Origin of the sequence: Aeoliella straminimaris, from assembly GCF_024054565.1 — a bacterium.
Lineage (GTDB): Bacteria > Planctomycetota > Planctomycetia > Pirellulales > Lacipirellulaceae > Aeoliella > Aeoliella straminimaris.
Window position 1 is genome coordinate 495532 of record NZ_JAMXLR010000036.1, and the last position, 20530, is coordinate 516061.

The 20530-nt window shown below is 59.1% G+C and carries 23 protein-coding genes; 17 read left to right on the forward strand and 6 right to left on the reverse strand.

What is annotated here, in order from left to right:
- Nucleotides 1–10: 10 nt before the first annotated feature.
- The 4 genes from NG895_RS11370 to NG895_RS11385 all read left to right on the forward strand — a co-directional run bounded on the left by NG895_RS11370 (nt 11) and on the right by NG895_RS11385 (nt 3788).
- The gene (locus tag NG895_RS11370; RefSeq protein WP_252852608.1) at nt 11–460 is read left to right on the forward strand and encodes a putative signal transducing protein; all 450 of its coding nucleotides are present in this window, start codon (nt 11–13) and stop codon (nt 458–460) included.
- Between the two features lie 89 nt (nt 461–549).
- Nucleotides 550–984: a 3-hydroxyacyl-ACP dehydratase FabZ family protein gene (locus NG895_RS11375; protein WP_252852609.1), complete on the forward strand. Its 435-nt coding sequence runs from the start codon at nt 550–552 to the stop codon at nt 982–984.
- A 98-nt stretch (nt 985–1082) separates the two neighbouring features.
- Nucleotides 1083–1910, forward strand: a complete 828-nt coding sequence (locus tag NG895_RS11380) for an enoyl-ACP reductase FabI (RefSeq protein WP_252852610.1) — start codon at nt 1083–1085, stop codon at nt 1908–1910.
- A 294-nt stretch (nt 1911–2204) separates the two neighbouring features.
- Complete coding sequence (locus NG895_RS11385; protein WP_252852611.1) at nt 2205–3788, forward strand: serine/threonine protein kinase; 1584 nt, start codon at nt 2205–2207, stop codon at nt 3786–3788.
- Nucleotides 3789–3853: 65 nt separating this feature from the next.
- On the opposite strand, the gene NG895_RS11390 is transcribed toward NG895_RS11385, so the two are convergent.
- Nucleotides 3854–4915: a 3-oxoacyl-ACP synthase III gene (locus NG895_RS11390; RefSeq protein WP_252852612.1), complete on the reverse strand. Its 1062-nt coding sequence runs from the start codon at nt 4913–4915 to the stop codon at nt 3854–3856.
- A 109-nt stretch (nt 4916–5024) separates the two neighbouring features.
- Here NG895_RS11390 and NG895_RS30585 point away from each other — a divergent pair, with 109 nt between their 5' ends.
- Together NG895_RS30585 and NG895_RS11400 are read left to right on the forward strand one after the other, a co-directional pair.
- Nucleotides 5025–5759, forward strand: coding sequence for a CPBP family intramembrane glutamic endopeptidase (locus NG895_RS30585; RefSeq protein WP_252852613.1), 735 nt, complete (start codon nt 5025–5027; stop codon nt 5757–5759).
- Between the two features lie 564 nt (nt 5760–6323).
- Complete coding sequence (locus NG895_RS11400) at nt 6324–7067, forward strand: gamma-glutamyl-gamma-aminobutyrate hydrolase family protein (protein WP_252852614.1); 744 nt, start codon at nt 6324–6326, stop codon at nt 7065–7067.
- A 183-nt stretch (nt 7068–7250) separates the two neighbouring features.
- On the opposite strand, the gene NG895_RS11405 is transcribed toward NG895_RS11400, so the two are convergent.
- Complete coding sequence (locus NG895_RS11405; protein WP_252852615.1) at nt 7251–7589, reverse strand: ArsR/SmtB family transcription factor; 339 nt, start codon at nt 7587–7589, stop codon at nt 7251–7253.
- A 98-nt stretch (nt 7590–7687) separates the two neighbouring features.
- Between NG895_RS11405 and arsM the strand changes: the two genes are divergently transcribed.
- Both arsM and arsB read left to right on the forward strand, forming a co-directional pair.
- A complete protein-coding gene (gene arsM, locus NG895_RS11410; RefSeq protein ID WP_252852616.1) occupies nt 7688–8536 on the forward strand; it encodes an arsenite methyltransferase in 849 nt (282 codons plus the stop codon).
- Nucleotides 8537–8656: 120 nt separating this feature from the next.
- Nucleotides 8657–9751: an ACR3 family arsenite efflux transporter gene (gene arsB, locus NG895_RS11415; RefSeq protein WP_252852617.1), complete on the forward strand. Its 1095-nt coding sequence runs from the start codon at nt 8657–8659 to the stop codon at nt 9749–9751.
- Nucleotides 9752–9898: 147 nt separating this feature from the next.
- Here arsB and NG895_RS11420 read toward each other — a convergent pair whose 3' ends face one another.
- Both NG895_RS11420 and NG895_RS11425 read right to left on the reverse strand, forming a co-directional pair.
- Entirely contained in the window at nt 9899–11608 is a 1710-nt protein-coding gene (locus NG895_RS11420) for an esterase/lipase family protein (RefSeq protein ID WP_252852618.1), read from the reverse strand.
- A 336-nt stretch (nt 11609–11944) separates the two neighbouring features.
- Entirely contained in the window at nt 11945–12184 is a 240-nt protein-coding gene (locus tag NG895_RS11425; protein ID WP_252852619.1) for a hypothetical protein, read from the reverse strand.
- Between the two features lie 689 nt (nt 12185–12873).
- On the opposite strand from NG895_RS11425, the gene NG895_RS11430 reads away from it, so the two are divergent.
- The 7 genes from NG895_RS11430 to NG895_RS11455 all read left to right on the forward strand — a co-directional run bounded on the left by NG895_RS11430 (nt 12874) and on the right by NG895_RS11455 (nt 17547).
- Nucleotides 12874–13548 carry a polymorphic toxin-type HINT domain-containing protein gene (locus tag NG895_RS11430; protein ID WP_252852620.1) on the forward strand — a complete coding sequence of 225 codons (675 nt, stop codon included), beginning with the start codon at nt 12874–12876 and terminating at the stop codon, nt 13546–13548.
- 4 nt (nt 13549–13552) lie between these two features.
- Nucleotides 13553–14146 (forward strand): imm11 family protein, encoded by a 594-nt coding sequence (locus NG895_RS30875; RefSeq protein ID WP_425267217.1) that lies wholly within the window; start codon nt 13553–13555, stop codon nt 14144–14146.
- Nucleotides 14147–14268: 122 nt separating this feature from the next.
- On the forward strand, nt 14269–14559 hold the full coding sequence (locus tag NG895_RS11435; RefSeq protein ID WP_252852621.1) for a polymorphic toxin-type HINT domain-containing protein: 291 nt from the start codon (nt 14269–14271) through the stop codon (nt 14557–14559).
- A 429-nt stretch (nt 14560–14988) separates the two neighbouring features.
- Nucleotides 14989–15291, forward strand: a complete 303-nt coding sequence (locus tag NG895_RS11440) for a hypothetical protein (RefSeq protein ID WP_252852622.1) — start codon at nt 14989–14991, stop codon at nt 15289–15291.
- A gap of 106 nt (nt 15292–15397) precedes the next feature.
- On the forward strand, nt 15398–15799 hold the full coding sequence (locus NG895_RS11445; protein ID WP_252852623.1) for an AHH domain-containing protein: 402 nt from the start codon (nt 15398–15400) through the stop codon (nt 15797–15799).
- Between the two features lie 10 nt (nt 15800–15809).
- On the forward strand, nt 15810–16367 hold the full coding sequence (locus NG895_RS30590) for an imm11 family protein (protein WP_341871449.1): 558 nt from the start codon (nt 15810–15812) through the stop codon (nt 16365–16367).
- Nucleotides 16368–16896: 529 nt separating this feature from the next.
- Nucleotides 16897–17547, forward strand: coding sequence for a PEP-CTERM sorting domain-containing protein (locus tag NG895_RS11455; RefSeq protein WP_252852625.1), 651 nt, complete (start codon nt 16897–16899; stop codon nt 17545–17547).
- Between the two features lie 349 nt (nt 17548–17896).
- Here NG895_RS11455 and NG895_RS11460 read toward each other — a convergent pair whose 3' ends face one another.
- On the reverse strand, nt 17897–18466 hold the full coding sequence (locus NG895_RS11460) for a DJ-1/PfpI family protein (protein WP_252852627.1): 570 nt from the start codon (nt 18464–18466) through the stop codon (nt 17897–17899).
- Between the two features lie 122 nt (nt 18467–18588).
- Entirely contained in the window at nt 18589–18981 is a 393-nt protein-coding gene (locus tag NG895_RS11465) for an acyl-CoA thioesterase (RefSeq protein ID WP_252852628.1), read from the reverse strand.
- Between the two features lie 220 nt (nt 18982–19201).
- Here NG895_RS11465 and NG895_RS11470 point away from each other — a divergent pair, with 220 nt between their 5' ends.
- Both NG895_RS11470 and NG895_RS11475 read left to right on the forward strand, forming a co-directional pair.
- On the forward strand, nt 19202–19699 hold the full coding sequence (locus tag NG895_RS11470; protein WP_252852629.1) for an acetolactate synthase: 498 nt from the start codon (nt 19202–19204) through the stop codon (nt 19697–19699).
- A gap of 113 nt (nt 19700–19812) precedes the next feature.
- Nucleotides 19813–20526: a hypothetical protein gene (locus NG895_RS11475; protein WP_252852631.1), complete on the forward strand. Its 714-nt coding sequence runs from the start codon at nt 19813–19815 to the stop codon at nt 20524–20526.
- Nucleotides 20527–20530 lie beyond the last annotated feature (4 nt).

Below are 20530 nucleotides of genomic sequence, written 5' to 3' on the forward strand. Positions count from 1 at the left end.
CCACTGCATCATGAATGACGAGAATCCGTACAAGTCGCCCGAGTCGCGGGCGAATGGCGTTTCCCGCGAGCACGTTGACCAGGAATCGTTCGACGAGGCGGACGATTCGCGACTCATTAAACTGACGTCGTTCCTGACGATTGCCGATGCCCAGGTGTGTCAAGCGGTGCTGCGGCAGGAAGGCATTGATAGTTTTCTGGAGAACGAAGGCTCCGTTGGCGTGAACTGGTTGTGGTCGAACGCCGTGGGAGGGGTGAAGCTGCTGGTGCCAGAGGAGCACCTGGAGACCGCCGCGAAGCTGCTTGGAAAAGTGCAAACCACCGAGCAGGCGAAGGAAGCCCTAGGCGACATCACTTTCGAGTGCGAAGACTGCGGTGCTGAAATTACCTTCCCTGGCGACCGTCGGGGCATGACCGAAACCTGCCCGAAGTGCCACGAGTACGTCGACGTGCCGGACTGAGATGTAGTCGCAACCAATCCAATTCTGATCCGCGACAATCCGCCAAGATCCGCGTCCATCCGCGACTGATTAAGATCCACCAAGAGCCTATGTCCCTAGACCAAATCAAAGCCGCCATCCCGCATCGCGAGCCGTTCCTGCTGATCGACGAGATCGTGGAGCAGGAAGAAAACCGCATTGTCTGCCTGAAGCGTTTCACTGGCGAGGAGTTCTGGTACGCGGGGCACTATCCAGAGTTTCCCATCACCCCGGGCGTGATTCTGTGCGAGGCCAGCATGCAGGCCGGGGCGGTTCTGCTCTCCAAGCACGCGGCTGACAAGCCTGGAGCCGTACCGGTGGCGACGCGGGCGAACAACGTGCAGTTCCGCGACATGGTGCTGCCGGGGAGTAGCGTAAAGATCGAGGTCGAGCTGACCGAACGACTGGCCGACGCGTTTTTCCTGAAGGCCAAGGTCACCAATCACGAAACCGGTAAGCTGGCCTGCCGGTTCGAGTTTGCCTGTACGCTTACCAGCCCAAATTAGTGTGAAGCTCCGATCCGTTACCTTGTTGACCAAAGCCACCATCATTTCAACTGTCCGTCGCAAGCCTATCCACCGGCACGGAGTGTCGGGCTACAATCATGCCTGCCGATTTCCTACAACTTGCTGGTAAGACCGTCTTGGTAGCCGGAGTGGCCAATCGCAAAAGCGTGGCCTGGCACATCGCGCGACTGCTGACGGAAGCGGACTGTCGGGTGCTGTACTCGGTGCGGAGTCCCGAACGGCGTGAACAGGTGGCGAAGCTCGTCAGCAATATTTCCGGCGGCAATCCAGACGACGTGCTGGTTTGCGACGTAGAGCACGAGGATCAGATCGAGCGACTGGCCGACGAAGTGGCCAGCCGCTGCGAGGTGCTGGACGGATTCGTGCACTCGATCGCCTTCGCCGACTATGAAGACGGGATGAAGGCGTTTCACGAAACGTCGAAGCGAGCGTTTTTGCGCACGATGGACGTTTCCTGCTACTCGCTATTGGCGATGTCTCGGGCGCTAAAAGAACGTTTTGCCCGAGATGCTTCGGTGGTGACCATCTCGATTTCGACCACTCGCATGGCCAGCGAGAATTACGGCTACATGGCCCCGATCAAGGCGGCCCTCGACTCGTCGTTAGCGTTTTTGGCAAAGAGTTTCAGCGCAGACAGCGAGATTCGGTTTAACGCGGTGGCGGCCGGATTGCTAAAAACCTCGGCATCTGCGGGCATACCGGGCTACGTGGACAGCTACTTGTTCGCCGAACAGGCCACGTTGCGGCATCGGGCAGTGTCCACCGAAGAGGTGGCCAGCACGGCGGTTTTTCTCCTAAGTCCGCGATCTGCGGGGATTAACACGCAGCGGGTGGTCGTGGATGCAGGGATGGAAACCAACTATTTCGATGCAGATATCGTCCGGCGGTGCGTGGAGGGATCTTAGCGATTGGACCGGGCGGGGCAGGGGGATTGCCGGCAATCCCAAGTGAAATCTACTGGATGATTTAGGCCGGTCGTGCTATCGTGATAGGTGAGGAGAAGGCGACCCTCGGGTCCGCTACGGCGGCCCCACAAGCTGGCGGTCGATGGCCGCTGGGGGCCGCAACGCGTGCGCAGGGCTGCGCGAGGGGCCCGGCCGGATACCACATTTCGTTGTTCCAGCGCACGCAATACCGTAGAGAACAAGCGGAACAGAGACACACTTTTCAGGCGGCCGATTCATCCAGCCCCCAAACTGATGCCAGAGGCCATCACTAACAAACTGCTCCACGACCTGAAACGCAGCGAACTCGTTGAAGACGACCAAATCGAGTCGTTCCTCAAGAAAACCGCTGCGAAGCACGGAGGGTCTGTACCTGACGACCCCGAAGTGCTCGCGGCCGAGATGGTCGATCAAGGTCTGTTGACCGAATGGCAGAGCAAGAAGCTGCTGGCCGGCAAGCACAAAGGTTTCCGCCTGGGCAAGTACAAATTGCTGGGCGAAGTCGGCAAGGGCGGTATGAGCGCCGTCTATCTGGCCGAGCACATCTTGATGCGTCGCCGGGTGGCCATCAAAGTTCTTCCCAAGAGTCGTGTGAAGGACTCGTCGTACCTCGAGCGGTTCCGTCTGGAAGCCCGCGCTGTTGCGAAGCTCGACGATCCGCACATCGTGCGTGCCTTCGACATCGATAACGAAGGCGACATCCACTACATCGTCATGGAGTACGTGGACGGCAAGGACCTGCACCGCCTGGTGTCGGATAGTGGTCCGCTGGAACCGGATATGGCCGCGGACTACATCGCCCAGGCCGCCACCGGACTGGCCCACGCCCACGCCAAGGAACTGGTGCACCGCGATATCAAGCCGGCCAATCTGTTGGTCGATCGCGCACAAACCGTCAAGCTGCTCGACCTGGGACTGGCGAAGTTGGCCGAAGAAGACCAGACTTCGCTCACCCTGGCCAACGAAGAGAACGTGCTGGGAACAGCCGACTACCTGGCGCCCGAGCAAGCACTCAACAGCCATTCAGCCGACCATCGCAGCGACATCTACAGCCTGGGCTGTACGCTGTACTTCCTGTTGACGGGCCGGCCGCCGTTCCCCGAGGGAACCATCAGCGAACGGTTGCTGAAGCATCAGGTCGAAGAGCCGGACAACCTGCTGAAGTTGCGGCCCGAGTTGCCGATGTCGCTGGTCGAAATCTGCCAGAAGATGATGAACAAGCGGCCGGAGCTGCGGTTTGAGACGGCCAGCGATGTGGCCGACAAGCTAACGCAGTGGCTGGCGAGCCGCGGCCGCAAGGTTCGTGGCGGCAGCATTGAGCCGAGCGACGAAGGCAGTGGAGTTGGCAGCGGTATTCTCACCCGCTTTGGGGTCCGTCCGCCGAGCAGCGCCATCAGCACTCCGCCCAGCAGCGAGACCATGTCGAACGCCGCGGCCGATCGCGACACCCGGCGGTTGGACGACTCCGCCAACTCCGATGTGATTATTGATGACGACGACATTAGCCTGGCGCCGATCGAAGACGACGAGCCCACATCGAGCAAGAAGGACAGGGATCGAGCACGCTCCTCGGACGTGTTGGGCGGTCCGGGTACCAAGCCCAAGTCTCCCTCCACTTCTTCCAGCGGACCTCCCACCAAGTCGTTGTTCGAGGAAGAGTTCCTGGAGCAGCAACAAGAGGTGAAGCCGCGCTTCTCGGGCGAATACGACTACAACCCGCTGCACCCACCGGGGTACACGAGCCCCTATAAGAAGACGCCTTGGGGCCTGATCGTCACCATTGGCCTGGTGGCCGTGGCCGCCGTGGGCATTTTGATGATCATCATCTCCAACGGTTGATCGCGGTCCGGCCAAATCTCTTCTCTATCGCTGGAAAGCGGCTCTCGTGGCACCGGTGCCGAGTGCTAAGCTTCTTCGAGGCCGCCAGCGACCTTGGTCGTTTGCCATTGGCAGCCCAGCATGACGCAGTTGATGCCTGATCCGATACCGAGCATCGCGATCCGATCGCCCGGTGCTGCAGGTCGCTCCTCGAGGCCGCGAGCCATCGTGATCGGTAGCGCGGCCGAGCCCGTGTTGCCGAGCACTTCGAGTGTGGCGTAGTCGAGCGCGGTGTCGAGTCCCAGTTGGTCGAACAGCAGTTTGCGATGCGCCACGCCCACCTGATGACAGAACGTCCGATCGATGCTGGCTGGCGAGAAGCCAGTTTCGGACTCAAAAGACTCAAAAGTCGCCCGGCCTGTGGCAACGCCTTCGTGCATTAGCTTTTCGCTGTCGGTCTGCATCAGTTCTGCGTGGCCGTCGCTTTGGCAAAGCTGATGCTGTTCGGTACGGCAGTGAACCGCGCCACCCACCAGCCGATTGCCGGTGCTGGTCAGTTCGGCATCGGCCAGTACGATCGCGGCGCTGGCCGAACCAATGGTCAGCGAAGCGACGGCCAGTTTGATGTCGCTGCGGGTAAGCGACGTATTGGTGTTGAGTTGCTCAATGGTGCCCTCGACCAGGTTGCGACCGCTTTCGGTGCCGACGACCACGCCGGCCCGAATCTGACCGAGCTCGATCATGTTGGCCACCTGTAGTATTCCATTGAGGAGTCCCAGGCATGCATTCGACACGTCGTAGATCACGCAACTGTCCGGCAGTCCCAATTCGTGGTGCACTCGACACGCGGTGGCCGGCTCAAGGAAATCGCGGCAAACCGAGCCGTGCACAAGAGCACCGAAGTGGCTCGGGTCGATGCCGCTGGCCTCGATCGCCCGTCGGGCCGACTGTATGCTGATAGTGCTGGGGCGCGTGCCGGGAGCATAGAATCGCCGCTCGGCAATGCCGGTCATCAGCTCGAGGCGGCCCTCGGGAAGCCTCAGTCGCTGGTAGACGGGCGCTAGACGTTGCTCGATGGCCTCGGTGGTCACCACTTTCGCGGGCAGCGTGTAACCCAACGATTCGACGTGGACACGAGAGTAACGCATGGCAGTTGGCAATTCTCTGAAGGCGATTCGCGGGGGTAGCAGGGACGTGAGACGTTTCCAGCGAAGATAGACGGCGCAGCCAGTCGGGTAAAGCGGCGGAGCACATACAGTGGGCAATCGATCGATGCAGCGACGGCGGAAGCTTGATCCCTGGGTGTTGGCGTTCGCCTGCGTGCTGCCCACACTGGTAACGCTGGTTTACTTTGTGTGGGCCGCCAGTTGGCCGTCGGGCGTGCAGCAGGTGGTGTTCTCGATCGCCAAGGTGGTGCAGTTCTCGCTGCCAGTGGTCTGGACCGCCGTAGCGTGGCGAGAACGCCTGGGCTGGCCGCGTTGGAGCACCCGCGGCACGGGCCTTGGTATCGCTTTCGGTTTGGCCGTGGCCGCTGCATTATGGCTGCTGTATTGGGGGCTGCAGGGTCAACCACTGCTGGAGCAGGCATTGCAGCCCATTCGTGAGAAGATCAGGGAGATGGGGGTCGACAGTCCCGTCGGTTTCATCGCCCTGGGAGTGTTCTATTCTCTGTTTCACTCTTTACTCGAAGAGTACTACTGGCGGTGGTTCGTATTCAGTGGCATGCGGCAATACGTAAATCTAAGCTGGGCGATCGTGATTTCTTCCCTCGCGTTTGCCGCCCACCATGTGGTGGTGCTGTGGGCCTACTTCGCACACTCCCCCGGCATGACGATTTTCCTGGCTCTATGCGTGGCTATGGGTGGCGGCGTTTGGGCTTGGCTCTATAGCCGCTCAGAGTCTATATTTCCTGCATGGATAAGCCATTTGCTGGTCGACGCGGCCATCTTTTCTTTGGGCTTCCACTTGGCCGGACCACTGTTTTCTGGCTAGCTGGCGTGAAAATGCTATCACACTACGGATAGTCCCATCTAGCACAGCATATTGGGGTTCAACAGTTTATTTGTCGCAAAATGTTCCGCCGCACTTGCGTTTTGGTCTTGATGGACTAGATTCATCCACGACTTGCATCTTTTCAACTGCCGAGTGACACGGCTTACCCGCAAAAGGAGATTGCAAAAAGACGAACGATAGGGAAATCGGGCGTTGTCGCACATGGCTTGTGTCTTGGTGTGCGACGAACATTGGGGGTTGTGATAGCTAAGCCAGGGAGTTGGCTCGCTACACTTTCTTCCGCCTGAGTGCCTCACCCTACCTGGCGCTCACTTACCAAGCTCGCTTACCGTAGAAATCTCCGTGCCATCGGTTTGAGATCCGGGCGCAAGCTCTGATCCAATCCAGGTACGGATTTTGGTGGGTGGTGATTTTCCTTTTGTCCTTCTATAGCAACTCCGGCATGCACGGAGGACGGATTTCAGCAGCGCCATACCACCGGCTTTAAGAGAAAGTCGGGGCCTGTGCCGTCTATCCCAGTCACCTCACAGGGAGTGTTGAGAGATGTCGAAGCCGGTCATTGGATTGAATGCAGACTATCGTGCCGCCCAGGGCGATACCCCCGCTTTCTCCTACGTTGGCGCCGGATACTACGACGCCATTATAAAAGCGGATGCTATTCCGCTGATCTTGCCCCCTGTGGCAGATCTGGACGATATGAACCAGATGCTGGATATCGTCGATGGCATGTTGATGGTCGGCGGTGCCGACCTCGATCCGCGTCGCGATGGATGGATGCTCCATCCCACTATCAAGCCGCTTGATCCCCGCCGCGAAGTGTTCGACCGAGCCCTCGCACGGCTCGTATGCGAACGTCGCGTTCCCGTGTTCGGCATTGGTGCCGGTATGCAGCTGTTGAACGTCACCATGGGAGGCAACCTGTTGTTGCATATCCCCGAGGACCGTCCCGACGCCCTGCCGCACCGCGACGCCATCGATTCGCAGCATCGCCACACGCTGGAGATCATGCCCGGATCGTTGCTCGATCGCGTGTACGGCGATGGCGAGCTGCGTGTGAACAGTCGTCACCACATGGCTGTGGATGAACTGGCCGAAGGCTTTGCCGTGACGGCCAAATGCCCTGACGGCATTATCGAGGCCATCGAGTACCAGGGTCCCGAGTGGTTCGCGCTGGGCACTCAGTTCCACCCCGAAGCCAACACCGCTTCGGCACTCGATATGCGTATTTTTGAAGAGTTCGTGATCGGCGTGAAAGAGAACCACGAAGCGGTTCGCCTGGTGGCCTAAACGTCGCCGCAACCAACAGCAGGCCTGGATGCCTCCTGCCTTCCGATCGACGTCGTTAGAGCCCGCCTTGTACACGGATCGTACGAGGCGGGCTCACTTTTTGGGGTACCCCGCGCAGGGCGAGTGTTTCGCGTCACCTGCCGAGCGGTGCTCAAAGCCTCAACGCTGGCGAAGCTTGTGCGGCTATCGCTTCCCGCGTCTGTTCTTGGGGCCGCAGCTTCCTCCGCATAGTTCGGGCTGGCCGTTGCAGCAATCCAGCAGCAAGTAGGTGAACAGCTCGCAGACCCCCTCCTCGCGGATCGAATAGCGGATCGATCGGCCTTCACGCTGCGAATCGATCAGTCCAGCGTAAGTCAGTTCCTTGAGGTGGAATGTCAACGTCGCCGGGGGGATGTCCAGCGCTTCGGCGATCTCGCCGGCGGGCATGCCGACACGACCGGCTGGGACCAGCAGTCGGAAAATACTGAGTCGCGATTCTTGGGCCAGGGCGGCCAAGGCAGTGACGGCGGTCTTGACTTCCATAATTCCATAATATTAAAAATGTCGTAACGAGGCAATAGAGTTTCGAATCCCAGATCCTTGTCCCCGCTGGTCCGAGCCGTTTGGCGGAAGGAGTTGAGATGAACGTACAAGATGCCGTGAAGTCGAAATACGGAAGCGTTGCTGGCAGCGGACTTTCCAGCGATCACCAGGGCGTAAAGGCCGTGGCCGAGGCGTTTGGTTACTCGTCGGAGGAACTGGGATCGATTCCAGCCGAAGCCAACATGGGACTCTCGTGTGGCAACCCAACTGCCACGGCCTCGATCACCGAAGGCGAGGTGGTGGTCGACCTGGGCTGTGGTGGCGGTTTGGACGTGTTCCTGGCCGCCAGAAAGGTCGGACCGACCGGCCGTGCCATCGGCATCGATATGACTCCCGAGATGCTCGAGTTGGCGCGTCGCAACGCGGAGAAGTCGGGCGCGACGAACGTCGAGTTTCACCAGGCCACCATCGACCAGCTTCCCTTGCCCGACGGTTCGGTGGATTGCGTGATCAGCAACTGCGTCATCAACCTGGCGACTGACAAGCAGGCGGTGTTCGCCGAGGTGGCTCGCGTACTCAAGCCAGGGGGACGACTGGCGGTAAGCGACATTGCCCTGAAGGCCGAACTGCCGCCGGACCTTGCCGGCGACTTGTTGGCCTACGTCGGTTGCATCGCGGGCGCGATTCCCATCGAGGAGTACCAGGCGGGCTTGGTGGCCGCTGGGTTCGACGCCGTGCAGGTGGTCGACACCCACAGCGATCTAAACGCCTACGCTAAGGTCGAAAACCAGTCGGCCTGCTGCTCGCCCTCGACGGACGGCGACCTGCCGGTCGTGTCGTCGGGCGACGAAGGATTGCACGAGCGGCTGAAGGACTTGCTGGCCCGCTACAACGTGAACGACTACGCTGCCAGCGTGAAAGTGTATGCGGTGAAGCCCGGCGGTTAAGTTTGCGCGAACAGGGCCAGAGCGTCCTCAGAAGACTCAATAAGCATCGGCACTGTACGTGCAGCCGAAGGATTCGCGTCTGCATGATGACGCTTCCCGAGGCATTGGAGGTTAGCGATCATGGCGAGCGAAACAAGCAGCACACAGACCTGCCCCACGGGGGTTTGTCCTGATGGCCGACTGGGCTTTCTGGATCGCTTTCTGACGTTGTGGATCTTCTTGGCCATGGCCGCAGGCGTGGCGATCGGTTATTTCCTGCCAGGCTCCGAAACTTTTATAAACCGCTTTCAGGTGGGCACCACCAACGTACCGATTGCCATCGGCTTGATCCTCATGATGTACCCGCCGCTGGCGAAGGTGCGGTACGAGGAATTGGGCGACGTATTTCGCAACTGGAAGATCCTCGGCCTGTCGCTGGTGCAGAACTGGGTGATCGGCCCGGTGCTGATGTTCGTGCTGGCGGTCGTCTTTCTCCGGGGCTACCCCGAGTACATGACCGGGCTCATCTTGATCGGTCTGGCGCGGTGCATCGCCATGGTGATTGTATGGAACGACCTGGCCAAGGGCGATGCCGAGTACGCCGCGGGGTTGGTGGCCTTCAACAGCGTGTTCCAGGTGTTGTTCTACAGCGTTTACGCCTGGTTCTTCATCACCTGGCTCCCACCGCTGCTGGGGCTGGAAGGTAGTGTGGTGCAAGTGAGCATGGGCGAGATTGCCCAGAGTGTCTTCATTTACCTTGGCATACCGTTCCTGGCCGGAATGCTGACCCGATGGGTGTTGCTGCGGGCAAAGGGACGCGCGTGGTACGAGCAGACGTTTATCCCGCGGATCAGTCCGCTCACGCTGGTCGCCCTGTTGTTCACGATCCTCGTCATGTTTTGCCTCAAGGGGGATCAGATAGTCCGTATCCCCGGCGACGTACTGCTGATCGCGGTGCCGCTGTTAATCTACTTCGTGGCGATGTTTTTTGTCAGCTTCTTCATGGGCCGCAAAGTGGGTGCGGACTACTCGAAGACAACCACGCTGGCCTTCACCGCGGCGAGCAACAACTTCGAGCTGGCCATCGCCGTGGCGGTTGCCGTGTTTGGAATCAACTCAGGTGCGGCATTTGCGGCCGTGATTGGGCCGCTGGTGGAAGTGCCTGTCATGATCGGGCTGGTGAACGTCGCCTTCTGGTTCCAACGACGGTATTTTGCGACCACTCCAGCGGTATGACGTGGTTTACGCCGTTTGCGATGGCACAGGTCGCGACGGGAGCAGAGGTGTGTCACGCTGGAACTGCTTCTCCCAGCCGCTCCGCGGCTAAGAATGCCTCGGCCACCTACCTGCGTACAACCGTCCGGCGCTCAAAACACTCCAAGCTCACCGGCACTGCGTGTGCAGCCGCAGGATGCGGGCCACCTCGCGGATCGTGGCGTTATCGTGCGTTAGTTCGGTGTGCTTGCTGTCGACTATCGCTTCGCTGCACACGCCGGCCAGTTGGGCACTCCACAGCGGCACTACGCCGTCGGTCGGCTCCGGGCGGAGCGGCCGGTTCACGACGCCGCAGATCGAATGCACTCGCACCCGTTGCGAGAAGGGCATGCCCAGCATCGTCAGCAGGAACGGATTGTCCGGTTTCAGCAGGTCAATGCTGCTGGGGATCCTTCGCTCGATCTCCGCGGTGAACACGCCCGGGTTGTCGCGCAGCAACTGATCGTGCTCTTGTTTCGTTTCGGGCGACTGTTCGGCCAGTAGCGAACCCAGCCGGCCAATGCACCGCGAGGCGTCCGACGAGCCCTGATGGGGCGTGCCGATGAATACCACGCGGGACACATCGGGATTGGGGTCGAAGAACATCTGGCTTACCAAACCATCACGCGTCGCTGGCGTGGTGACGATCTGCGATGGGGGGCGATTGGCCAGCGTGCTCCACAGCGCGTCGCCGGCGAACATAACCTGCAGCTTGGCTACCAATCCTCCCATGCTGTGCCCCACCAGCACCATTTGCGCGTGGGCGGGATGGTCCCGCTGTGGATCGTACGTGGCCCGCAGTTGGTGCAGCTCCTTTCGCAAGGTTGCCGCGCTGCGGAAGAACTGCGTGCCGGTGGAGTAACGGAACGCCCAGAACTGGTACTTGTCGGCAATATCGCGGTCGGCCCGCAGGTCGTTCACCATGTTGAGCCAAGTGGCCGGATCGGACAGCAGGCCGTGGATCAGCACCACAGGAATCTTATTGGGCTGGTATGGTTCGAGCATGTACAGGCCACCATCCTCGGTACTAGATCCCGGCAGCAGGAAGTCCTGCAGCCACAAATCGTTGTTCTCCGGCGGCGGGTACGCGAAGGGAGCCGAGATGTCGCGGGCGAGCGGGGTGCTGCGGCCGCTGGTGGAGATCGTATCGCTGGCCAGGGGATTGATCAGCTCGAGCGTGAAAACCCCGCCTGCGCTACCGTCCGCGCTCGCCGAGCAAGGACGCAGGACAGCCGTCGCGGCGAACGATTCTTCCACCTGCATGAACGGCTCGATGCACGGCCCCCGCCGCACCACTACCAGCGGCACACCAAGTCCCGGGGCGTTATACCGCCGTTTCAGGTGGGCCAGCTCGTACTCGCCGACGGGCGCCAGTTCGCTGAACTCCGCAGGCTGCCAGGCAAATCCATCGTACGCGGTTGGCACCGGCACGAGTCCGCCCCGACCGGCGACCAGCAAACCTTGCCCTGGTCGCCACCGGCCGTGGTGCTGTGCTGCTACGAGCATTCGCGTTACAGCCGAGTGGTACAGGTCCTGCTCTCGGGATGCGCCGCCGCCATGGGATGCGGCGATGGTAGGCCATGCCGCGACAGCCGCCTGGTAGTAGAAGTCGACGCATTCGGCCTGGCCCGATTGCTCGAGCGCAAAGGCCTGCGCGTAATTCCATTCGGCCGGACTGAGTCCTCCGGCCAGGGCCTGTGGCGATTGGAGATCGAGGGGGGCCACTACCGCCGGCGACCGCCAGGTGTTGCGGTGCGAACTGCAACCCGTGGCCAGCAGCAAGCAGAGCGCTGCGGCAGCGGCGACTTGCCGGGTCGGGTTGGCAGGCAGGAAACGCACGCGGGTCCCTTCCGTGGGCACGCATCGAGGACGAAACAGGAATGGCAACGGGGCAGGGGGGGAATCCGCCTCGGTACGGATCACCACCTCTATGGGAACATACACCACCTGCTGCGCGCGGCTGGGCGAAGGGGGCAGATTCCGCGGAATGCTGCGGAGTTTTTTGGACCGCGGAGCCTACAACGATGGCAGTTGTCGACGTTTGCGCAGGCAGCAGAGTTTACCCAGGCGGCGCGATGCGTTTCGAGCAAGGGCGAACAGGTGCTTTGGGGCTTTCTCCGCAGGAGATGAGATGCTCGTGAGTACCACTTATCCGTTGCATCATCGCCGGGGCGACTACTGCGTGTGCTTCACCCACCAGGGGCTTGGCTCCGACGTTGATTCCAGGATCTGTTGAATCTCGTCGGGAGTTCTCCCCTGGGCGAGCAACTCGCGTTTCAGTTCATGGTCCAGCTCGGCCTGGCGAAGCTTGCGCTGGTGGTCGGTGATAATGGCAACGATCGGAACCAGACAGCCCAGCACCGCGCCGGCCGTGGCGGGCAGCAGCCAGGGATTCTCGTAGATAGTCTGCAACATGACGATGTTTGCTTTCAGCAAGCGTTTCGAATCAAGGGCCTCGGCCGCATCATTGGCTCAAATCGCGAAGCGAACCACCTGACAGTCTATCGGGCAAAAGCGGCACTCAACAGACGTTTCGCCCGCGAAGGGCGATTCTTGGCGTCGTAGGGTGAAAACAGGGACAACCTAGCCGGCGCGGCGGATCGGCCCCCAACCTTCCTTCCCGCAGGTCCACAACAAGCAGCCACCCCTCGGCGTATCGGGACACCCCCGGCGAGTTTTGCTACAGCTGGTTTTTCTCCCCAGCCTCCCCCATTCGCATTCGTGGGCCCAAAACTCGGAGGGTTTTGGTCACCCCCCAGGTGGAGAAACCCCTTGTTTTCCAGGCCCAACCACCCGCAAGGTGCGACAAAACCCCGAGAGTAGTCCCCACCTATACAGCGAGTTGTCCCAATACTCCCAGGTGGGCCCAAAACTCACCGAGCAGGCCCAAAACTCCTCACAGGTTCCCGTGCACTGCCACTCACGTCCGCGGGATGCCTGGGGACGAGCTCCACGAGCCCCCAGCCAACACCTACTCCCCCGCGGCTAGCGCCGTCGGCTCAGTTGGCTTGCGCACCTTCGGCCCATCCACCCAGCCCGCGCGGCATCTTCATTAGATCACACCACCGCGCGATATCTACGGCGATTTTATTACAACCGAGATTTTGACGCCCGACCGCGCCGCCACTATCCACGCTTCAAACGGGGACCAAACGAACCAAAGGGAAACACTCTTCGTCCAGGGCCAGGGCTGGACGGCCGCCGGCGAATTGCAGCCGGGCGACCTGGTCAGCACGGCCACTGGCGAGTGGCTACCGGTCCAAGCAGTCACCGACACCCACCAGTCGGTCACGGTCTACAACTTCCGCGTCAGCGAGTATCATACGTACTTCATCGCCCCGGCGGACCTGGCGTTCGACGTTTGGGTGCATAACGCGTGCAACGCGCCACTGGCTGCCGTTGACGGTGCACACCATCTGGACGACTTTATCGACGATTTGGTTGACGGATGGAGAACGCATCAAGCGGCCCAGAGATCAGCGATCAATGTAATTGAGAATCACCACCTAGTTTCAAATAAGATGCTGAGTGCGTTGGATGACGTTGGATTCGCTGGTGGTCATGCGCTACGCAACCGACGAAGTCTTCAATATATGTCTTCTCCTGGTGGGCATGTAGGCTACGAAGATTGGCACAGAATCATGGACGACGACATGGTGCGATACATTAGACAACAAGGTCCGGACCTTACGGAGAATGCCCTTCTTCAACATATACACAACTACTACCAGCAGCCGGAATTGAGTTGGAGGATTCCTGGAGTTAACCTGGGCTTTTAGAATTATGCACTTCTATATACTTTCCCTCGCCACTGCAAAATCTACATACGCAGAGTTTGAGTTGGTTGACAGGCCACAGCGTGCCGAGCCTCCCAAGTGTGTCGCCTGTGGAGCAAGACTGTCTAATCTCCGCCGTCTTCCGCCTCATCGCTATCGACTGAAGCACGGCAACCATCCAGGCGATCTGTTAACCGATGGCATGGATATCGCCGTATCCACAAGATTCGTAGAATCATATAGTGTTTCGGGTCTCTCTGGCTTAGAGTTTTCAGATACTACCATCGAATTGTGCAATACGGCACTTGCATATTACATGGCATCGCCTGTATGCACCTACACGCTCTTGGATGAGTCCGCGAGTGGAATCGCCATCAATAATTTTCGTGGATGTGACAAGTGTAGAGCTATGTCGATCAAAAGTATTGATCGAGTTGTATTGAGAGAAGAGACGTGGTTAGGCGAAGACATTTTTAGGACCGCCAATCTTTTTGGTGAAATCCTAACTTCTCAACGATTCGTGGACTTCGTCTACTCGAACAAATTCACAAACTTCCAGTTCATTGGTCAACAAGACTATCACGTAGATTTTGGCATCTAGATATCAATTACTCTATCTCGCACAAATGAGTAGCAACAAGACTTCCATGTGAGAATACCGTAAACAAATTTGTGAAGTAACCACCAACGAGCGACGATGGCACGGCCGTTCCCACGCCGCAAGTGGTCGAGGAGGTTTTCACTCGCGAAGGGCAGCTGCTTGAGGTCGAAATTGCCGGGCGGGTGCTGCGGACCACGCCCGAGCATCCGTTCTTTGTCCAGGGCCAGGGCTGGACGGCCGCCGGCGAATTGCAGCCGGGCGACCTGGTCAGCACGGCCACTGGCGAGTGGCTAGCCGTCGAGTCAATCACCGACACCCACCAGTCGGTCACGGTCTACAACTTCCGCGTCAGCGAGTATCATACGTACTTCATCGCCCTGAGCGGACCTGGCGTTCGACGTTTGGGTGCATAATGCGTATCGAAAACCAAATGCTGCCGCAGCAGCCACCGCGAATGTCCGCAAGGAGATTGATAGAATCAAGCTCAATATGTCGGACTATGAAATTGCCAACACAACATATGCTGCAGCTGAAGTTCGAACGAGCGAAGGTTTGACTGAGATGTGGGTCGCAGGTGCTGGGCGTACGGGGTCAGCGCGCCGTGCCATTCGTGGGGCCTCTCGTAACGTGAAAAGCCCAGCTCTGCCGCAGCATGCTCTGGTGCCGCGAATCAATGATGCAGAGAGGCACATCATGCGAACCGCCAGACGTGAGGGAGCTATTATTGAGGCCATTGGGGCCACACGTGACATCTGCACTTACTGCCAGGCGGCGATCCCACGTTTAAAGATCGTGACGGGGAGAAAGTGAAAATGTGCCGATCGGAGAGGTTCAAGCCAGACATGCTGAAAGACGAGATGAATGAGCTTACAGAATTGTTACGCACTGAACCGATACTTGAAGACCTTAGGCGAGCGATTCTTGCGCATGGTATTGATCCAAATACGGCTAAGCTGGTCGGGTTTATTGAGAATGGTGAAGGGTTGGAGGCGGGCGTTCTGTTCTCACCTGATATGCGTTGCTTTGAGTTTGAACGCAACGTTCTGAAGTCAACTCATTTTGTTGTTTGGCGAGAGATCTTGGACCTAGCTGACATTGAGGGAAAGTTTCCTACGGCCGTAGCCATCATCCACCTACTTAAGTAGGGTTGAGTTTACCGACACCCACCAATCGGTCACGGTCTACAACTTCCGCGTCAGCGAGTATCATACGTACTTCATCGCCCCGGCGGACCTGGCGTTCGACGTTTGGGTGCATAATAGCTATGGTCAACAGGTAGATGACGCGATCGAAGCTGGAACCCTTGGACTCAGGAAAATAAGGAGACTACGTGGCGAACTCCATCATATTGCAACAGATAAAGATGCACTGTTTGCCCCACAGTTAGAAGTGCTATTTGAGAAAGCTGGACTCTCGCTTCAGCATCCTCTGAATATCACGCGCCTGCCAGGCCATGTTGGGCCGCATGGAAAAGTCGTCAATCAGATCATTCTTGACCGATTAGTCACTGCAACTGAAGGCCTGTCCGGCACATCCTTTAGGAACCAATTGTTGGACGAACTTTGGGATCTCCGTCGTCAAATTCACAATACTGACTTTGGTGATCTTTTTAAAGCTGCGGCGTCTAGAGCTGATGTTCTGGGGAAATTCTGAGCTAGCGAATATGAATTACTTTCGATTGGTTGCAGACGATGATTCAAGTTGGCATTTGCAGCTCCCCGATACGTTTCCGAACGGGGAAGATTTAGACGTTTGGGCGTTTCGAAAGGGAGTAGCATACTCAGGGCTGCAACCAGTGCCAATCTTAGTGCAGCGAGAGGGTAGACCCGTAGACTATGTGCCTACAGCTTTTGGCTCTGAGATTATGTCGACGCGGATGGCGAACATCATCGACGAAATCGCGCCCGATGAAATTCAGCGAATTCCGACGGTCATAGCCGCGGAAGGGAGCTGGGAGTTGATCAATCCACTGCATGTAGTTGATTGCATCGACCATGATCGATCAGATATCCAATACTATCCGCCCGATCATCCAAGGCTCGCAGGAAACCCTCGCATGGTAGTCAAGCTGGTGATCAACGGCAATCGAACTCAGGGACATGATCTTTTTATGGCAAAGGGGTGGCGTGTGGCTACCATTGTGTCGGAGAGACTTAGGATGGCATTACAGGACACTGGCATATCCGGCATTGACTTTTGGCCAGTTTCTGCAGAGGATTGACGATCTGATTGTTGTCAATCACCGACACCCACCAGTCGGTCACGGTCTACAACTTCCGCGTCAGCGAGTATCCTACGTACTTCATCGCCCTGAGCGGACCTGGCGTTCGACGTTTGGGTATTGCAGTCTCACGGCACCGCTCATGTTGTGGAGGCACTGAGATAGCTGTCCCTGGCGAAGTCCCAGAATCGTCGGCTGGCCCCATTCGGGCCGTACACCGGTGGGGCCAGGGGGACTTGCGTTGGCCGTGCCCGCCGTGCGTTCCAACTGCATGGAACCTCGAGAACGCCAGCAATACCGCGACTCGTCAGGTTGAGCCCCAGGTGCTGTCGACGGCGGGTGGGCCACTCTGAGGGGAAGCCTCCAAAGTTTCGCAGAATTTCGTCGCAAATGGTATCGATTGGAAGCACGAACCCCTACAATGCCGGGCTGGAGTGGGGCGGGTCAAGCAGCTCATCATCCGTCCGAACCAGGTGCCTTCGGCATGCTCGAGAAATATCAACTCTGCTCAACTGCACAGGAGAAAGCGATGCGAAAAGACGACCACGCGGCGTGTGAGGCTGCTCTGCAATGTCTCTGCGACAGTAAATCACTCCGATTGGCCATGGGGCCGGTATGTGCTCTTCTGCTGCTGGCATCTGCCGAGGCCCCTGCTGCGTCGATCCTGGGCGACAGCATTCAAATCGATGGGCAACTCGACGGCAGCTCGATTGGCCCAACCACCACCACGGCGAGCATGTCCAGTTTGTCGGTGCTAACCAACCCCGACGTTTACATTGAATGGGCCGATGACGATAGTTTCGACATCGCCATCGAGGGGGCGAGCTCCAATTTCGATTTCTCGCTTACGCTGTCCGACCTGCAGTTTGAGTCATCGCCGGGCAGTACGGTCGATATCATTGGCGCCAGTTTCAACTTTGCCGATAGCGACTACTCGTCCTACTTGTTCGATCCCGATTCCAACCCAACTGGCGCCACTCGACCGAGCGACCCCGTCGTCACCTGGACGGCCGATTCGGTGACGGTTGCCTACGGTACCGACTGGAGTGGGCAACTAGCGGCCGACTGGCCGACATTGCGTTTCGATGTCACAACAGCCGTACCGGAACCGGGCACGCTAACCTTGTCGGGTCTCTTCTGCCTGGGGCTGCTGGGCTCGTACCGATGGCGAGCGAAGTAGTACCCGCCGTCTCTTAGAACGCAGGCCGGATAGCACGGACAGCTGGGCGGAGTTGCTCCTGCCACTTGTTGCGTCTTCCCCGGCCAGTTGTCCGTGTGCGTAGCACAAGAGGTCGGGGGGAATGCATCCAGTTGCCTGCAAAACCTCTTGTCGCCAGCGACACCGACAATCGGTCGAACCAGCTTCTCCCGATGGCTAAACCTACTCCGACCGACTGTCGCTGCCACCCAATGAGTTACGGCAGCGGATACTCCAGACGCTGACGCTTCCGGCTCACCGGAGCTGTAGCTTGGCCAACTGGAGTTTTGAGTGTTTTGAGTAACGGTTCTCGGCTCCTCGAAACTCGCCACTACCCAACCAGCACCTCTTGAAACGCCTTCATCCATACGGCGTTGGCGGGCCACGCTGGGGCGGTTACCAGGTTGCCGTCGACGCAGACGCTGTCGAGGCCTTCGGCCGGGGTGTCCCACGTGCCGCCGGCCGATTCGATTTCGGGGCGGACGGTCGGGTAACCTTGGCAGCGTTTGCCTTTCACCACGCCGGCGGCCGTCAGAATGAGCGGGCCGTGGCACGTGGCCGCAATCGGTTTGTCGGCCGTGGCAAAGTACTTCACCACCTTGAGCACCCGTTGATCGATCGCCAGGTACTCGGGCGCCCGCCCGCCGGGCACCACCAGGGCGTCGTAGCTTTCGGGTTCCACTTTGGCGAACGTGGCGTTCAGGGCAAAGTTGTGCCCTCGCTTTTCGCTGTAGGTTTGTTGGCCCTCAAAGTCGTGAATGGCGGTGGCCACGGTGTCGCCGGCCGACTTGTCGGGGCACACCGCGTGGACCTCGTGGCCAAACGCCTGCAGGATCTGAAAGGGAACCATCACTTCGTAGTCTTCGACGAAGTCGCCAACGATCATCAGAATCTTGGACATGAGTTTGTGCAGGCCTGAGTTGGGGGAGGGGATGGTCGCCCGCCGGGACGTTGGGCGATGCAACGTTGTTTGCTGTTTAACATGCGACAGTCTGCCGGCCAACTACCGGGACGTCGCCGCGGCTACTCTTTGTCGAGCAGCAAGTAATCGGGTATCCGCTGGATGTTGCCCTCGCGGTCGACGCAGGCCAGGGTGCTGGAGCCTTCGGCGATCAACAGGCCATCGCGGTGCACCAGGTACTCGTGGTCGATGCGGGCGCCCCGCGCCTTGATCGTCCGGACGGAGATCTCCAGGGTGTCGCCAAACCGGGCGGGCATGCGGTAGGCGCAGGCAATCTTGTTGACCACCAGGATCACGCCGTCGCGTTCGAGGTCGGCGTACTCGTGCCCCAGGAACCGGAGGTGGTGCACGCGGGCGACTTCGAAATACTTGAAGAAGTTGGCGTGGTGCACGACGCCTTGGGCATCGGTTTCGTAGTAACGAACTTCAACGGAGAACTTAAATTCGCGAGACACGGTGGCCACGGCCCTCCATGGCGGGGTGAAATTGGACCAGCCATCCGTTATAGCGGACCCGCCACAGCACGGCAGCGCCCGGTGTCGGGGGGGCGAAAAGAGTCGCGTTGAATTAACTACCCAATAGACCTATACTTACGTCAAACTTCGCAGCTCAGGCTCATCTCATCGCCGACATCGACGTCGGCCATCCGAAACGTAACTTGAAGGAAGAACCTCTATGAGTATTGGCGAGGGAGCGGGAACCGACTTTGTCACAGCGCGTGGCCGAGACTATCCGTCGATCCGGCAATTCACCGTGTTTCTGGAAAACCGCGTCGGCCAATTGGTCGAAGTGGTGCGGAAATTCCAGGGCAGCAAGGTTCGTATTGTGGCCCTGAGTATCTCCGATTCGACCGAATGTGCGTTGGTTCGCTTCCTGCTCAGCGACCCCGAGGCGGGGCGCGAAATCCTGGAACGGGCGGGCCTGGCCCTGGTGGAATCGGACCTGATTGGCATCGAATTGCCCGATACGCCCCAGCCGATGCTACAGATGTGTACGGCCCTGTTGGCGGCAGAAATCAACATTACCCAGGTCTATCCGCTGCTGGTCCGCCCCACGGGCCGGCCGGCCGTAGCGGTGATGGTCGACAACATCGAAATGGCGCTCGATACTCTCACCAGCCAGGGCTTCAAGCTGATCAACGAAGATGAGCTGAAGCAATACGACTCGCCGTGAGTTGCGAATTTTCCTCACAGCCCGGTATGGACCCGTCGCAGAGGGCTGTCCACACTTGCAGAGTAGCGACTTAGTCCGCGGCCGCCTTCCACCTCGATCGACCTCCCCCTCCGATGCCCATCCAAGTAACTTGCCCCGGTTGCCTGAAGCGTTTTACCGTTGCCGATAAGCACGCGGGAAAGCAGGGCCCGTGCCCCAGTTGTAAGAAGACGATCACCATTCCCAAGCTGGAAGACCAGGTGGTCATCCACGAGCAGCCCTCGGGTCCGGTGGACTCGAAGGGTCGCAGCGTTCTGAAGACCTTCCGCCGCCAGGACAGCAAGTTCTCGCCGCTGATGGCCCTCAGTGCGTTGGGTGTCGTGGTGGTGGCCTGTTTAGTGGCTTTCTTGCTCAAGGGCTTCGTGGCAACGGCGAGCGTGGTCCCCGCCGTGCTGGTGATGTGTGGCGCCGCGGCGGTGCTGGGCCCGTTTGTCGCGGCCGGAGGATACATGTTCCTGCGCGACGACGAACTCGAGCCCTATCGCGGGGCGCAGCTCTGGTTGCGGGCCGCGGCATGCGGTGTGGGGTTCGCCCTGGCTTGGCTGTTGTTCGCGTTCATCCTCAGCCGGCTTACCACGCCGGAGGATGTAAAGTCGGGCCTGCAATTATGGCAACTTTTGATACCGCTGGCCGTGATGTTCATGGTGGGTTTGCTCTCGGCCTACGCGAGCTTGGAGCTGGACCCCGCCAGTGCGGTAATGCTGTTTGCCTTGTTCTTCATCTTCACCGGACTCTTGCGGCTGTTGATGGGCCTGTCGTTCCTGCCGGGCCTGGTGCTAGGCGGCTAACCAC

What these genes read in the sequence shown, in the direction of transcription:
- NG895_RS11370 (WP_252852608.1), top strand. Translation starts at nt 11, where the DNA reads ATGAATGACGAGAATCCGTACAAGTCGCCCGAGTCGCGGGCGAATGGC.
- NG895_RS11375 (WP_252852609.1), top strand. Translation starts at nt 550, where the DNA reads ATGTCCCTAGACCAAATCAAAGCCGCCATCCCGCATCGCGAGCCGTTC.
- NG895_RS11380 (WP_252852610.1), top strand. Translation starts at nt 1,083, where the DNA reads ATGCCTGCCGATTTCCTACAACTTGCTGGTAAGACCGTCTTGGTAGCC.
- NG895_RS11385 (WP_252852611.1), top strand. Translation starts at nt 2,205, where the DNA reads ATGCCAGAGGCCATCACTAACAAACTGCTCCACGACCTGAAACGCAGC.
- NG895_RS11390 (WP_252852612.1), bottom strand. Translation starts at nt 4,915, where the DNA reads ATGCGTTACTCTCGTGTCCACGTCGAATCGTTGGGTTACACGCTGCCC.
- NG895_RS11400 (WP_252852614.1), top strand. Translation starts at nt 6,324, where the DNA reads ATGTCGAAGCCGGTCATTGGATTGAATGCAGACTATCGTGCCGCCCAG.
- NG895_RS11405 (WP_252852615.1), bottom strand. Translation starts at nt 7,589, where the DNA reads ATGGAAGTCAAGACCGCCGTCACTGCCTTGGCCGCCCTGGCCCAAGAA.
- arsM (WP_252852616.1), top strand. Translation starts at nt 7,688, where the DNA reads ATGAACGTACAAGATGCCGTGAAGTCGAAATACGGAAGCGTTGCTGGC.
- arsB (WP_252852617.1), top strand. Translation starts at nt 8,657, where the DNA reads ATGGCGAGCGAAACAAGCAGCACACAGACCTGCCCCACGGGGGTTTGT.
- NG895_RS11425 (WP_252852619.1), bottom strand. Translation starts at nt 12,184, where the DNA reads ATGTTGCAGACTATCTACGAGAATCCCTGGCTGCTGCCCGCCACGGCC.
- NG895_RS30875 (WP_425267217.1), top strand. Translation starts at nt 13,553, where the DNA reads ATGCACTTCTATATACTTTCCCTCGCCACTGCAAAATCTACATACGCA.
- NG895_RS11440 (WP_252852622.1), top strand. Translation starts at nt 14,989, where the DNA reads ATGCTGAAAGACGAGATGAATGAGCTTACAGAATTGTTACGCACTGAA.
- NG895_RS30590 (WP_341871449.1), top strand. Translation starts at nt 15,810, where the DNA reads ATGAATTACTTTCGATTGGTTGCAGACGATGATTCAAGTTGGCATTTG.
- NG895_RS11455 (WP_252852625.1), top strand. Translation starts at nt 16,897, where the DNA reads ATGCGAAAAGACGACCACGCGGCGTGTGAGGCTGCTCTGCAATGTCTC.
- NG895_RS11460 (WP_252852627.1), bottom strand. Translation starts at nt 18,466, where the DNA reads ATGTCCAAGATTCTGATGATCGTTGGCGACTTCGTCGAAGACTACGAA.
- NG895_RS11470 (WP_252852629.1), top strand. Translation starts at nt 19,202, where the DNA reads ATGAGTATTGGCGAGGGAGCGGGAACCGACTTTGTCACAGCGCGTGGC.
- NG895_RS11475 (WP_252852631.1), top strand. Translation starts at nt 19,813, where the DNA reads ATGCCCATCCAAGTAACTTGCCCCGGTTGCCTGAAGCGTTTTACCGTT.